This window comes from Pseudoxanthomonas sp. SORGH_AS_0997 (genome assembly GCF_031453535.1).
Classification (GTDB): domain Bacteria; phylum Pseudomonadota; class Gammaproteobacteria; order Xanthomonadales; family Xanthomonadaceae; genus Pseudoxanthomonas_A; species Pseudoxanthomonas_A winnipegensis.
This window is the reverse complement of sequence record NZ_JAVIZI010000001.1, coordinates 1,740,924-1,754,304: the sequence shown is the minus strand read 5'-3', so window position 1 is coordinate 1,754,304 and position 13,381 is coordinate 1,740,924. Positions and strand designations below refer to the sequence as shown.

The window sequence follows — 13,381 nt, the reverse complement described above, 5'->3', positions numbered from 1 at the left end:
CGGGTCTTGTCCTCGCCCCTCCGCCGTGCCTCACGGGGATCTGAAAGTCCAAAGCAGAAGCAACCGCAACAGCCGAAGCCGTCGTGCTTTGGTTTTTGCTTCTGCTGTTGCTCTATCCCCTCCCTTGAGGTCGGGCGGAGGACGACGGGTCAAACCCGAAGGGCGACGCGCAGGACGCGCGTCGTTTTTGGAAGGGACATGGATGTCCCTTCCAAAAATTCCCGGCGACCGGAGCGGACTTTTCGCGTAGCGAAAAGCCGACCGCCAGGGTGTGCTTGACCAGACATTCGTCTGTGGAAAAGCGCTTCTTTGGCCTACCTTTCTTTGCACAAGCAAAGAAAGGTAGGCCGGGCGGCGAAGCCGCACGAAAGCTTTTGCTTTCAGGAAAGCGTACGCCGTAACACCTAAACCCAGCTGCGGGGCAGGGCTAAACTCCAGCCCATGCCCCCCGACCTCTCCACCCCCGAAGCGCGCGCCACCGCCATCCTCCAGGCCATCCGCGCCGTGCCGGCAGGCCAGGTGGCGGCCTACGGCGAGATCGCGCGGCGGGCCGGGCTGCCGGGCCGGGCGCGGCTGGTCGCGCAGGTGCTGCGCAAGCACGGCGCGCCGGATCTGCCCTGGCATCGCATCCTGCGCTCGGACGGCTCTATCGCCTTCGAGGAAGGCAGCCGCGGCTGGCGCGAACAGAGCCAGCGGCTGCGCGCGGAGGGCGTGCGCGTGGTCAAGGGCAAGGTGGTCGGCCAGCAGGCCGCGGCCAGCGTGGACGAGCAGATCTGGGGCATCGGCTGAGTCCAGGCGCCGCGCCTTCTTCCCGGCCACCCGGCAGTCCTGGCTGACCTCGTCTTACGCGGGGCTGGCCCTCGCGTGCAGAGGACACACTGCGCGTCTCGAGCCGCTGTCGCGAAGGGCGCCACCGCCGGCGCGACGCATGCCCAACTGACGGTCCGGCCCGGCCCTGGCACCCCACAGGCTTGCGCGAGCGCTCAGCCGGCCGCACGTATCATGCGTCCCGCTTCCCACTCCCGCTTCGAGGCCTTCGATGTTTCCGCGACTGCAGCCTGCGACCCAGGCGCTCCTGATCGCCAATGTGGCGATGTTCCTGCTGCAGATGGTGATGCCCGATGCGCTCACCGCGCGGCTGCTGCTGTGGCCGATCGGGGCGGGCCAGTTCTACGACGGGGCCGGCTTCATGCCCTGGCAGCTGGTCACCGCCGGCTTCATGCATGCCGGGCTGCCGCATCTGTTCTTCAATATGCTGGCGCTGTGGATGTTCGGCTCGGCGCTGGAGATGGTGTGGGGGCAGAAGCGCTTCTACACCTACTACCTGGTCAGCCTGGTCGGCGCCAACGTGCTGCAGGTGATCGTCGGTACGCTGCTGCTGATGCAGGGCCAGCCGCCGGTGCCGGTGCTGGGCGCATCGGGCGCGGTCTTCGCGCTGCTGCTGGGCTACGGGATGCTGTTCCCCAACCAGCGCATGATCGTGTTTCCCATCCCGATGGAGATCAAGGCGCGCACGCTGGTGATCATCTACGGTGCGGCGGAGCTGTTCTTCGCCTACACCGGGCGCCAGCCGGGCGTGGCGCATTTCGTGCACCTGGGCGGCATGCTGTTCGGCTGGCTGCTGATCCGCTACTGGCGCGGGCAGCCGCCGTTCAAGCGTGGCGGTGGGCGCGGCGGCAACTCGCGCTTCCGCGTGGTGCGATAGCGCCAGGCGTAGATGCAAAAGAAAAACGCGGCCCGGGGGCCGCGTTTTTCTTTGCTCAGGAAGCGAAGCCGCTCAGCGCCAGATGCCGATCTGCTCGGCCGCCGGGCGCACCATCGGATTGCCCGCCTTGCACTCGAAGGTCGCACCGAACTCCGGCTGGTTCTGCAGCGTGGCATCGCTGCGCACGGGGCCGGGGGCATGGGTGTCGCTGGCCTGGCGCAGCGTGGCCTCCTGCGGGGCGACCTGCTGGGCCCACAGCTGCGACCAGCTGCGGAAGAAGGTCTGCTTGGCGCCCGGGTTGGCGGCCGGCTGGGCGGCGCTGAAGGCGTCCCAGGCCAGCTCCACACCGGACAGGTCGGCCAGGTCCTCGTCGCGGGTCAGCGTGCCGTTGACGTTGGTGGCGGTCAGGCCCGGGTAGGCGTAGCCGTTGTACTGGCTGGTCACCCGCGCGCCCAGGGCAGTCCAGGCGGTCACATCGGCCGGAGTCCACCAGTCGCGCAGCTGGCCGCTGGCGTCGATCATGCGGCCCTTGGCGTCGAAGCCGCGGGTCATCTCGTGCCCGACCAGCGAACCGAAGGCGCCGTACAGCGCCGACACATCGCGCTTGGCGTCGAACACCGGCGGCTGCAGCACCGCGGCGGTGACGATCAGGCGGTTCTGGGCCAGGTCGTAGGCCAGCGCCGGCTGCTGCGGCAGCACGTTCCAGCGGCGCTCGGCGTTGCCGCGGCCGATGCGCTTCATCTCCTCGCGGTGGCGCCAGGTGCTGGCGATGAGCATGTTGCCGCCGAAGCTGCCGCGGCCCATGGGCTGCACGGTGTAATCCAGATCGCGCTTGGGCGCGCCGATCTCGATATCCAGCTTGGCCAGCTTGGCCTTGGCCTCGGTCTTGGCCTGCGGGCTCATCCAGGCGTTGCGGTCCAGCGCACGATCCAGCGCGTCGCGCACGCCCTTGGCGATGGCGTCGGCCTGCTCGCGGGTGGTCTGCGGCAGGTAGCGCGCGGTGTATTCGCGGCCCAGCATCGGGCCGGCGGCGGTGTTGATCGCCTCCAGGACCGACACCCAGCGCTCGTCGGGCTGCGTCTTTCCTTCCAGCACGCGGCCGCGGAAGTTGTAGGACGCATCGCGCCAGGACTTGGCCAGGTACGGCGCCATGGCATCGCCCACGCGCCAGCGCAGGTAGGCCTTCCACTGCTCCGGCGGCAGGCTCTTGACCAGCGTGTCCAGCTGCGCGAACAGGTTGGGATCGGCCAGCGAGACGGTGTCGTCCTTCACGCCCTGGGCCTGCAGGAAGTCGGCCAGCTGCAGCGCCTTGTACTGCTTCTTCAGGTCGGCGACCGGGACCGGCGCGTAGTTGTTGAACGGGTTGGCCAGCTGCTCCAGCGGACGCGAGGCGGTGGCCAGGCGGGTCTCCAGGTCGATGACCTGGGCCGACTGCGCGTCGAGCTGGTCGGCCGGGGTGCCGGTCAGGGCCAGGATCTGCTTGACGTAAGCGCGGTAGCGGCCCAGCAGCTCGCGCGTGGGCGCGTCGCCGCGGGTGTAGTAGGCCGGGTCGGGCAGGCCCAGGCCGCCCTGCATGAAGTAGCCGATGTGGCGGTCCAGCGCCTTCAGATCCACGTCCGGGCTGAAGTTGAACGCCACCGGGATGCCGACCTGGTGCAGGGCCGCGATGGCGGCCGGCACGTCCTTGTTCTTCTTGATGCCGTTGATGCGGTCCAGCAGCGGCGCGATGGGCTTGGCGCCGTCGGCCTCGACGGCCGCCTCGTCCAGGCCGCTGGCCCAGAAGTCGCCCAGCAGCTTCTGCACGTTGCCCTGCGGGGACTGCATGGCGCCGTCCAGCAGCGCCTTCTGCTGCTGCAGGCTGTAGTCGCGCATGTTGCCCAGCGCGGAGATGGCGCCCACGCCGGCCGGCAGCGGGTTGGCCTTGAGCCAGTCGGCGTTGGCGGCGGCGTAGAAATCGGTGCACTCGGCGCTGACCGCCGGTGCCTTCTTGGCGGGCGCCTTCTTCGACTTCTTCTGGGCGAAGGCATCGCCGCTGCCCAGCGCGACGAGCAGGGCCAGGGCGAGCAGGGAGGGCGTACGGGCGTGGCGCAAAGGCGTCATCTTGAGACTTCTAGGTGGTCGAAGGCGCGGATTCTAGCAATGCGCCGGTGATCGCCGGTGCAAGAACTTCGCACGCGTTCAGCGGTTCAGCTGCGCAGCGCCTGCCATAGGCCGACGGCTGCGAGGATGACCACGATCCAGGTCAACAGACCGACCACGGCTGCCACGGTGTCCGACTGCTCGCGACCGGGCCGCAGGAGGCCCAGCACGCCGTAGCCGACGCCCTTGATCAGGAGTTCAAGCACCAGTTCGACCAGCATCCGCCCAATGAATCGGCAGATCCCGCCAAGTGCGTCTCCGGCCAGGTCATCGAGTGGCATGGGCATCCCTGCGTGTTGCGGTGTCCTGTTGCATGGTGCCCGAAAACCCGAAGGCCCGGACGAGCCGGGCCTTCGGTGCAGCGTTGAAGCGGTGACGCAGGCTTACCAGATCACCACGCGCTTGTCGTCCGGGCGGACCATCGCATCGCCGGCCTTGCACTGGAAGGCGCTGGCGAAGGCCGGCATGTTGGACGGGGCGGCGATGGCGCGCAGGGACATCGGCGCATGCGGATCGGCGTTGAGGTAGACGATGGCCTGCTTCTCGCGCACCGCGCCGCGCCACACGCGGGCCCAGTTGAGGAAGAAGCGCTGGTCCGGGGTGTAGCCGTCGATCTGCTTGCCGGCCTCTTCCGGGTGCTGCTTCAGCGCGGTCTGCAGCGCGTCGTAGGCCACGTTCACGCCGCCCAGGTCGGCGATGTTCTCGCCCAGGGTCAGCTGGCCGTTGACATGCAGGTCCGGCTTGCCCTCGATCGGGGAATAGGCGTTGAACTGGTCCACCAGCTTCTTGGTGCGCTCCTCGAACTTGGTGCGGTCTTCCTTGGTCCACCAGTTGACGTTGTTGCCGGCGCCGTCGAACTGGCTGCCTTCGTCGTCGAAGCCGTGGCTGGCCTCGTGGCCGATGACCGCACCGATGCCGCCGTAGTTGAGCGCGTCGTCGGCCTTGGCGTCGAAGAACGGCGGCTGCAGGATCGCGGCCGGGAAGTTGATCGTGTTGTCGGTCGGGTTGTAGTACGCGTTGACCGTCTGCGGGGTCATGCCCCATTCCTTGCGGTCGGTCGGCTTGCCGATCTTGGCGATGTCGTACTGGTAGTTGAACTTCTGCGCGGCCTGCAGGTCGCCGTAGTAGTCACCGCCCTTGATCTGCAGCCCGGCCCAGTCGCGCCAGGTGTCCGGGTAGCCGATCTTGGGCAGGAAGGTATCCCACTTGGCGATCGCCTTGGCCTTGGTCTCGGCGCTCATCCAGTCCAGGTTCTCGATGCGCGCCTTGAGCGCGTTGCGCACGTTGTCCACCAGCTCGGTGGCGCGGGCCTTGGCTTCCGGGGTGAACACCTTGGCCACGTACAGCTGGCCCAGGCCCTCGCCCATGGCGTGGTTGACCGAGCCCAGCACACGCTTCCAGCGCGGCTTCTGCTGCGGCTGGCCGGACAGGGTCTTGCCCCAGAAGTCGAAGCTGGCGTCGGCGAACGGCTTGCTCAGCGCGTTGGCGGCGCCGTCGATGGCGTGGAAGCGCAGGTAGGCCTGCCACTGCGCGGTCGGCGCGCTGACCAGCAGCTTGTCGAACTGGGCGAAGAACTTGGGCTGGGACAGCGAGAAGCCCTGGTCGATGCTCACGCCCTGGGCGTTAAAGAAGTTCTCCCAGGAGAAGTGCGGGGTGACCTTGTCGGCCTGCGCCACGGTGACGAAGTGGTACTGGTTCTTCGGGTCGCGCGCTTCCACCGGCGAGAGCGTGGCGGCGGCCAGCGACTTCTCCAGGTCGAACACCTGCTGGGCCTGCGCCTTGGCCGCATCGGCCGGCGTGCCGGTCAGCTCGAAGGCCTTGGCGATATAGGCCTGGTAGGCCTCGCGGATGTCGGCGTACTTGGGATCGGTGTAGTAGTCCTTGGTCGGCAGGCCCAGGCCGCCCTCGTTGGCGTAGGCGATCTGCTTGTCGGCGTGCTGGAAGTCGGCGCCGGCGCCGAACTCGAACACCTGGCCATCGCCCTGCGCGTAGCGGTCGACGATGTACTTGACCACGTCCTGGTTGGTCTTCAGCCCGGCGATGGCGTCCAGAGTGGGCTGGATCGGCGTGTAGCCCAGCTTGTCGATGGTGGCCTCGTCCATGCCCGCCGCGTACAGCGCGCCGATCTTGTGCTCGACGCTGTCGCTGGCCGCGCTGGTGTTCTTGGCCGCGGCCTCGACCAGCTCGTGCTGGGTGTTGAGGCTGGTCTCGGCCAGCGCGTTGAACGCGCCCCAGCTGGTGCGGTCGTCCGGGATCGGGTTGGCCTTGACCCACTTGGCGTTGACGAAGCCGTTGAAGTCGTTGCAGGCGTCGATGTTCTTGTCCAGCTCGGACACGTCGAAGGACGGAGTGGCCGGCGCGGCGGCGGCCGTGGCCGGCGGCGGCGCGGAGGCGGCCGGCTCGGCGGGCTTGTCCTGCTTGCAGGCGGACAGGGCCGTGGCGACGGCCAGGGACAGGGCGATCAGTTTCGGTGCGTTCACGTCGTTGGACTCACAGCCCGCAAGGGGCATTGGAAGGTGCCGCTTGGGCACGAAGAGGGCGAAGAAGCGAGGCGCCTGCGCGCCTGGCCGTGAGGGAAGGGGCTACCAGATCACCACGCGGTGCGCGTCGTCGCGGACCATCGCATCGCCGGCCTTGCAGGCGAAGGCGGCGGCGTAGGCCGGCATGTTCGATGGCGCGCCGATGGCGCGGAACTGGGCCGGGGCGTGCGGGTCGGTCTTCAGGCGAACGGCCAGCTCCTCGGGCTTGAAGTTGCGACGCCACACGGTGGCCCAGTTGAGGAAGAAGCGCTGGTCCTGGGTCAGGCCATCGATCTTGGGATCCTCCTTGCCGGCGTTGGCCGCCTGCATCGCGTCGAAGGCGGTGTTCAACCCGCCCAGGTCGGCGATGTTCTCGCCCAGGGTCAGCTGGCCGCTGACCTTGCCCTGCGGCGTGGTGTAGCCATCGAACTGGGCGATCAGCGCGGCGGCGCGCGCCTTGAAGGCCTGGAAATCCTGCTGCGTCCACCAGCCCGGATCGTCGATGAAGTTGCCCGACGGCCCGAAGCGGCTGCCCTGGTCGTCGTAGCCGTGGGTCATCTCGTGGCCGATCACCGCGCCGATGCCGCCATAGTTGAGCGCCGCGTCGGCCTTGGGATCGAAGAACGGCGGCTGCAGGATCGCGGCCGGGAACACGATCTCGTTCTGCTGCGGGTTGTAGTAGGCGTTGATCGTCTGCGGCGTCATGCCCCACTCGGTGCGGTCCACCGGCTTGCCGATCTTGGACAGCTCGTAGCGATAGTTGAACGTCTGCGCGGCCAGCACGTTGCCGATGTAGCTGTCGCGGCTGGTATGCAGGCCGGACCAGTCGCGCCACTTGTCCGGGTAGCCGATCTTGGGCGTGAAGGTGTTCCACTTCTCGATGGCCTTGGCCTTGGTCGCCTCGCTCATCCAGTCGAGCTTCTCGATGCGCGCCTTCAGGGCGGTGCGCAGGTTGCCCACCAGCGTTTCCATCTGCGCCTTGGCCTCGGCCGGGAAGGCGGCCTTGACGTACAGCTGGCCCAGGGTCTCGCCGGCCTGGCGGTTGAGCGTGGCCAGCACGCGCTTGGGCAGCGGACGGATCTGCTGCTGGCCGCGCAGGGTCTTGTTCCAGAAGGCGAAGTGCTCATCGACGAAGGGCTGGCTCAGGTACGGGCTCGCGTCGTCGATGGCGTGGAAGCGCAGATAGGCCTGCCAGGTCGCCGGGGCGGTATCGCCCAGCATCGCCGAGACCTCCTGGTGGAAGGCCGGGATGGCCAGCGAGAACTGCTTCGGCGCGGCCACGCCCTGGGACTTGAAGAACGCGCTCCAGGACCAGTTGGGGGTGAGCTTGTCGGCCTGCTCCAGCGTGACCGGGTTGTAGGACAGCTTGGCGTCGCGCGAGAGCTCGGTGCTGGTCTTGGAGACCTTAGCCAGGCGCGTCTCGAAGGCGATGACCTCGCCGGCCTGCGTGGCCGCGGCCTGCGCCGGGACGCCGGCCAGCTCCAGCGTGCGGGCGATGTGCGCCTGGTAGGCCTGCAGCTTGGCCTTGTTGTCGGCCTTGGTGTAGTACTCCGGATCGGGCAGGCCCAGGCCGCCCTGGAAGGCGTAGGCGATGTTGACGCTGGAGTCCTTGAAGTCCGGGCTGGCGCCGAAACCGAACAGCGGGTTGCGCCCGGCCGCCGCTTCGCTGCGCAGGTAGTCGGTGATGCGCGCGCTGTCGCTCAGCCCGTCGATGGCGGCCAGCGTGTCCTTGAGCGGGTCCAGACCCTGCGCATCGATCTTGGCCCGGTCCATGCCGGTGGCCCAGAAGTCGCCGACGATCTTGGTCACGCCCGTAGCGTCGGTGCCGGCGGCGGCCTGTTCGGCCAGCTGCTGCTGCACCGCTTCCGAGCGCTCGCTCAGCACCTCGAAGCTGCCCCAGCTGGTGCGGTCGGCCGGCACCGGGTTGGCGGCCAGCCACTTGGCGTTGGCGTAGGCGTTGAGGTCCTTGCACGCCGCATCGGTCGGGCCCAGGTCGGTGGGCAGGAAGGCGTTGAACGCCGGCAGCTTGGAGACATCCACGGCCAGGGCCGGCGGGGTGGCCGGCGCCGCTGCGGCGGCGGGCGCGGTGGGTGGCGCCTTGTTGCAGCCGGCCAGGGCGGCGGCGATGGACAGGGACAGCAGGAGCGGGCTCTTCTGGGACAGGTTCACTGGGGCTTCCGTTCGGGACTGGCGATGCCGGTCGCCCCCACGGGGGCGGGCAAGGGGGCGACTGTAGCTCGCCGGTCGGGGTGGCGCGGGGTGTCGAAGGTCATGGCCCGCGCCGCCGCTTCAGCGGGCGAAGGGCTCGCGCACGGCCACCAGGTCGCGGGTGGCGCGCAGCAGCAGGTCGGCGCCCTGCAGGTCCTCGGCCTGCAGGCTGGCCAGGCCCAAGCGCAGGGGCTGGCCGGCGGTGGCCGGGCCGGCGCGGCCCGGGCGGCCCTCCAGATCGGCCTGCAGCGCGGTGGCGACCAGCGCGGCCACATGCGCCTGCGCGCCGCCCAGCAGCGCGGCGAAGCGCCCGGCGTCCAGGCGCGCGGCCAGGTCGTGCGGTCCCTGCGCGCGCAGGCGCAGGGCGCCGGCCACGGCGGCGGCCAGTTCGCCGCTGTCCTGGGCCGAGGACGCGCCGGGACGGATCTCGACCAGCAACAGCGACAGGGGCGCACGCCGGCGGCGGGCGCGGCGCACCGCCTGCTCCAGGCGCAGGTCGAAGCCGGCGCGGTTGGCCAGGCCGGTCTGCGGATCGGTCAGGCCGCGCTGGCGCACGCGACGCCAGGCGCGCACGCCGCCCGCGGCCAGGCCGACGGCCAGCACCAGCAGCGCCGGCATCGGCGGGAACCACGCCCCGGCCAGCAGCAGCGCCCAGCACAGCAGCGCGGTCACGCCCACGGCCACGACCATGGGCGCCCACAGCCGCCGCAGGCCGGGCAGGCCCAGCAGCAGCAAGGGCAGGGTGACCAGCATGATCGACAGCAGCGCCTGCGCGCCGACCGGCATCGGCCAGATGGCGTTGCCTTCCAGCAAGCGGGCCAGCGCATTGGCCTGGACGTCGAGCGCGGGCAGGGTGCGCCCGCCGGGCGCGCGCAGGCGCTCGGTGGGCGCGTCAAGCCGGCCGACCAGCGCCACCCGTCCGGCCAGCGCGTCGGCGCCCACGCGGCCGTCCAGCACGCCGGCCGCCGAGACGCGGGCGATCCGCGTCTGCGCATCGGGGTAGGGCAGCAGCACGGTCTGGCTGCGCACCCAGTGCGCCTGTGCTGGCCAAGCGGCAGGCGGCACGGAGGTCGCTGGACTCGTTGCGGCCGGCGTGCGGGCATCGCGCCCGGCCAAGGCCGCGAGCGCGCTGGCGAAGGCGGGCCAGCGCGCGCTACCCAGGCCGGCGCGCAGCGGCAGGCGCCGGGCGATGCCGTCGCGGTCGACTTCGACGTCCACATGGCCCAGCCCGGCGGCGGCCTGGATCAGTTCGCCGGCCGGCAGCAGCGCGGTCGCCGGCTGCGGCGCCGGCGGCAGGTCCGGCACCACCGGCAGCACGACCGCGCCGTTGCGGGCGATCGCCTCGGCCAGCAGCGCATCGCCCTGCGGATCGAACAGGCTCGGCTGGGCCAGCAGCAGCTGCAGCCCGACCGCGCGGGTGCCGGCGGCCGAGAGCCGGTCCACCAGCGCGGACAGTTCGCGCCGCGGCCAGGGCCACGGGCCGAGCTGGCGCTCGCTGTCCGCATCGATGGCGATCACCACCACCCGCGCATCGGCCGGCCGCACGCGCCCGGCGGCCAGGGTGTCGAACAATGCGGCATCCAGCGGTGCGGTGACCTGCGAGACGGTCAGCAGGACCACCAGCGCCGAGGCGCCCAGCGCCGTCAGCAGGCGCGCGCCGACGCCGGCGCGACCGGCCAGCCACCGCCGCGCGCCACGGTTTGGGACGGAGCGCGTGTTCACGCTACGCTGGATCTTCCGTTGGGGATCGGCATGTCCGGAGCCTCGCGCGGGGTGTCCCACGATCGGCACGAGTGTATGCAGGCCAGCCACAAACCGTACAAGCCGTCACGAAAATCGCGGCGCGTGAGCCCGCCGCCCTGCGACGTGCTGCTGGTTGGCGGCGGCCACAACGGCCTGACCTGTGCGGCCTATCTGGCCCGCGCAGGGCTGCGGGTCACCGTGCTGGAGCGGCGCGGCGTGGTCGGCGGCGCGGCGGTGACCGAGGAATTCCATCCGGGCTTCCGCAACTCGGTGGCGTCCTACACCGTTTCGCTGCTGCAGCCGCGCGTGATCGAGGACCTCGACCTGCGCGGTCACGGCCTGCGCATCGTCCCGCGCCGGCGCGGCAACTTCCTGCCGCTGCCCGATGGCCGGTACCTGCTCACCGGCGCCGGCCAGACCCAGGCGCAGGTGGCCAAGTTCTCCGCGCGCGACGCGCAGGCCCTGCCGGCCTACGAGGCACGGCTGGAGGCCATCGCCGACGTGCTGCGCGCGCTGGCGCTGCAGCCGCCGCCCAACGTCACCGACGCGGGCTGGTGGAAGGCGCTGCCCGAACTGCTGCGTGGCGCCCGGCTCGGGCGTCGGCTGATGACGCTGGACGCGACGCTGCGCCAGGAGCTGCTGGACCTGTTCACGCTCTCGGCGGCCGAGTACCTAGACCGCTGGTTCGAGAGCGCGCCGATCAAGGCGCTGTTCGGGTTCGACGGCGTGGTCGGCCACTACGCCAGCCCGTACACACCGGGCACGGCCTATGTGCTGCTGCACCACGTGTTCGGCGAGGTCGAGGGCGTCAAGGGCGCCTGGGGCCATGCCATCGGCGGCATGGGCGCCATCACCCAGGCCATGGCCGCCGCCGCGCGCGCGGCCGGCGCCACGATCCGCACCGACGCCGGCGTCGAGGAGGTCCTGGTCGAAGGCGGCCGCGCGGTCGGCGTGCGGCTGCACACCGGTGAGGCGCTGCGCGCGCGCTGCGTGGTGGCCAACGTCAACCCGAAGCTGCTCTACCAGCGCCTGCTGCGCGCCGAGCATGTGCCGCCGGCCACCGCCGAGCGCATGGCGCACTGGCGCTGCGGCTCGGGCACCTTCCGCATGAATGTCGCCCTGGCGCGGCTGCCGTCCTTCAGCGCGCTGCCCGGCGAGGGCGACCACCTCACCGCCGGCATCATCCTGGCGCCGTCGCTGGACTACATGGACCGCGCCTACCTCGACGCGCGGTCCCACGGCTGGGCGCGCGCGCCCATCGTCGAACTGCTGATTCCCTCGACCCTGGACGACGCGCTGGCACCGCCCGGCCAGCACGTGGCCAGCCTGTTCTGCCAGCACGTCGCCCCGCAGCTGCCCGACGGCCGCAGCTGGGACGACCATCGCGAGGAAGTGGCCGACCTGATGATCGCCACCGTCGAGCGCTACGCGCCGGGCTTCGCCGCCTCGGTGCTGGGCAGGCAGATCAAGAGCCCGCTGGATCTGGAGCGCGACTTCGGCCTGATCGGCGGCGACATCTTCCATGGCGCGCTGACGCTCAACCAGCTGTTCGCCGCGCGCCCGGCGCTGGGGCAGGCGGACTATCGCGGCGCGATCCCAGGTCTTTATCTCTGCGGTGCCGGCACTCATCCCGGCGGCGGGGTCACCGGCGCGCCCGGCCACAATGCCGCCCAGGTGGTCATCGGCGACCTGCGCTGACCTGCCGCGGGCGCCGCGATGCGTGCATTTGGTGACAACCGGCACTGCCTGGGACGGCCGGCGGCGTCCAGTATCGGCCGACTCCGCCGGAAGCTGCCGCCATGTGGATGGACTTCGCGCTCGCCGCCCTGCATCACCTGCTGCTGTTCGGCCTGATCGCCATGCTCGTGGCCGAATCGGTGCTGCTGTCGCGGCCGCTGGACGCGTCCGGCGTCGGCCGGCTGCTGCGGCTGGATCGGGGCTATGGGCTGACGGCCGGGCTGCTGCTGGGGGCCGGCCTGTGGCGGGTGTTCGGCGGCATCGAGGGCGCCGACTTCTATCTGCACAACCCCTGGTTCTACGCCAAGCTGGGCTGCTTCGTCCTGGCCGCGCTGGTGTCGCTGTGGCCGACGCTGCGCTTCCTGCGCTGGCGACGCGCGCTGACCGGCGATGCCACCTTCCTGCCGTCGCCGGCCGAGACCGCCCGGGTGCGCGGGGCGATCCGTTTCCAGCTGGGGCTGATCGCGCTGATCTTCGTGCTGGCCGCCGGCATGGCGCGCTACGGCGGGCTGCGGGTCTGATCGCGCGCGATGGCCTGGTCCGACGGTCCCGCGCGTTGTCGTGGGAGACCTTTGATGAGACGAGGCAGCGCATGCGAGTGACAGGCATCGGCGCCGCGCTGGCGGTCTGGCTGGCGGTGAGCATGCCGGCCCCGGCCGCCGCGCCAACCCCCATGGCGCATCCCATGCCGCCGCAGGGCTGCCGGCCCGTGGCCGAGCGCACCGGCGAGGTCGGGTGCTGGATCATCGGCGAGCAACCGGTCGACCCCCTGCCGCAGCCGCCGTACTGGCAGATCGACCGCTTCCCCGACCGCGCCAGCGCCGAGGCGGCACGCTCGCCCAACGGTCTGGTGCTCGAATCGCTGGGCGAGGTCTGGCTGATGACCATCGCCGGCAAGGACTGGACGCCGCCGGCCGGGGCGACGCATCGCGCCAGCATCGGGCCGCTGCCGGTCGATCCGCGCCACGCCTATGCGGCGCAGTACATGGAAGCGGTGTTCACGCCCGGCATGGTCTCGCGCACCCATGTGCACTCGGGGCCGGAAGCCTGGTTCACGCTCAGCGGCGAGACCTGCCTGGAGACGCCGCAAGGCATCGTTCTGGACCGGCCGGGCGACACCGGACGGATCATCCCGGGCGGCCCGCCGATGGCGCTGATGGCCACCGGCGATCAGCTGCGCCGCGGGCTGGTGCTGATCCTGCACGACGCCACGCAGCCGGCCACGACCGTGGTCCAGGACTGGACGCCCAAGGGGCTGTGCGAGGCGCGGCTCAAGCCCGCATCGCATTAGTGCCTGGCGTGGGCCTTGCGTTTCGACGCGACGCCCGTC

At 70.7% G+C, this 13,381-nt stretch carries 10 protein-coding genes; 5 read left to right on the top strand and 5 right to left on the bottom strand.

Annotated elements, in window-relative coordinates:
• Window positions 1–441 precede the first annotated feature (441 nt).
• Both QE438_RS07800 and QE438_RS07795 read left to right on the top strand, forming a co-directional pair.
• Window positions 442–789 (top strand): MGMT family protein, encoded by a 348-nt coding sequence (locus QE438_RS07800; protein ID WP_306991309.1) that lies wholly within the window; start codon window positions 442–444, stop codon window positions 787–789.
• Window positions 790–1,039: 250 nt separating this feature from the next.
• Window positions 1,040–1,705: a rhomboid family intramembrane serine protease gene (locus QE438_RS07795; RefSeq protein ID WP_130521239.1), complete on the top strand. Its 666-nt coding sequence runs from the start codon at window positions 1,040–1,042 to the stop codon at window positions 1,703–1,705.
• Between the two features lie 72 nt (window positions 1,706–1,777).
• On the opposite strand, the gene QE438_RS07790 is transcribed toward QE438_RS07795, so the two are convergent.
• From QE438_RS07790 to QE438_RS07770, 5 genes are all read right to left on the bottom strand, one after another.
• Entirely contained in the window at window positions 1,778–3,805 is a 2,028-nt protein-coding gene (locus QE438_RS07790; RefSeq protein ID WP_306991312.1) for a M13 family metallopeptidase, read from the bottom strand.
• A gap of 86 nt (window positions 3,806–3,891) precedes the next feature.
• Window positions 3,892–4,125, bottom strand: coding sequence for a hypothetical protein (locus tag QE438_RS07785; protein WP_130522942.1), 234 nt, complete (start codon window positions 4,123–4,125; stop codon window positions 3,892–3,894).
• Between the two features lie 102 nt (window positions 4,126–4,227).
• A complete protein-coding gene (locus QE438_RS07780; RefSeq protein ID WP_306991315.1) occupies window positions 4,228–6,324 on the bottom strand; it encodes a M13 family metallopeptidase in 2,097 nt (698 codons plus the stop codon).
• A 102-nt stretch (window positions 6,325–6,426) separates the two neighbouring features.
• Window positions 6,427–8,532 (bottom strand): M13-type metalloendopeptidase, encoded by a 2,106-nt coding sequence (locus tag QE438_RS07775; protein WP_306991317.1) that lies wholly within the window; start codon window positions 8,530–8,532, stop codon window positions 6,427–6,429.
• A 120-nt stretch (window positions 8,533–8,652) separates the two neighbouring features.
• Complete coding sequence (locus QE438_RS07770) at window positions 8,653–10,293, bottom strand: CHASE2 domain-containing protein (RefSeq protein WP_306991319.1); 1,641 nt, start codon at window positions 10,291–10,293, stop codon at window positions 8,653–8,655.
• Window positions 10,294–10,368: 75 nt separating this feature from the next.
• Between QE438_RS07770 and QE438_RS07765 the strand changes: the two genes are divergently transcribed.
• The 3 genes from QE438_RS07765 to QE438_RS07755 all read left to right on the top strand — a co-directional run bounded on the left by QE438_RS07765 (window position 10,369) and on the right by QE438_RS07755 (window position 13,342).
• Complete coding sequence (locus tag QE438_RS07765; protein ID WP_306991321.1) at window positions 10,369–12,012, top strand: NAD(P)/FAD-dependent oxidoreductase; 1,644 nt, start codon at window positions 10,369–10,371, stop codon at window positions 12,010–12,012.
• 101 nt (window positions 12,013–12,113) lie between these two features.
• Window positions 12,114–12,572, top strand: coding sequence for a DUF2214 family protein (locus QE438_RS07760; protein WP_307183966.1), 459 nt, complete (start codon window positions 12,114–12,116; stop codon window positions 12,570–12,572).
• Between the two features lie 71 nt (window positions 12,573–12,643).
• Complete coding sequence (locus QE438_RS07755) at window positions 12,644–13,342, top strand: hypothetical protein (RefSeq protein ID WP_306991325.1); 699 nt, start codon at window positions 12,644–12,646, stop codon at window positions 13,340–13,342.
• The last annotated feature ends 39 nt before the right edge of the window (window positions 13,343–13,381 follow it).

Coding starts and splice junctions, on each gene's coding strand:
- QE438_RS07795 (WP_130521239.1), top strand. CDS start 1,040: ATGTTTCCGCGACTGCAGCCTGCGACCCAGGCGCTCCTGATCGCCAAT.
- QE438_RS07760 (WP_307183966.1), top strand. CDS start 12,114: ATGTGGATGGACTTCGCGCTCGCCGCCCTGCATCACCTGCTGCTGTTC.
- QE438_RS07800 (WP_306991309.1), top strand. CDS start 442: ATGCCCCCCGACCTCTCCACCCCCGAAGCGCGCGCCACCGCCATCCTC.
- QE438_RS07785 (WP_130522942.1), bottom strand. CDS start 4,125: ATGCCACTCGATGACCTGGCCGGAGACGCACTTGGCGGGATCTGCCGA.
- QE438_RS07765 (WP_306991321.1), top strand. CDS start 10,369: ATGCAGGCCAGCCACAAACCGTACAAGCCGTCACGAAAATCGCGGCGC.
- QE438_RS07755 (WP_306991325.1), top strand. CDS start 12,644: ATGCGAGTGACAGGCATCGGCGCCGCGCTGGCGGTCTGGCTGGCGGTG.
- QE438_RS07790 (WP_306991312.1), bottom strand. CDS start 3,805: ATGACGCCTTTGCGCCACGCCCGTACGCCCTCCCTGCTCGCCCTGGCC.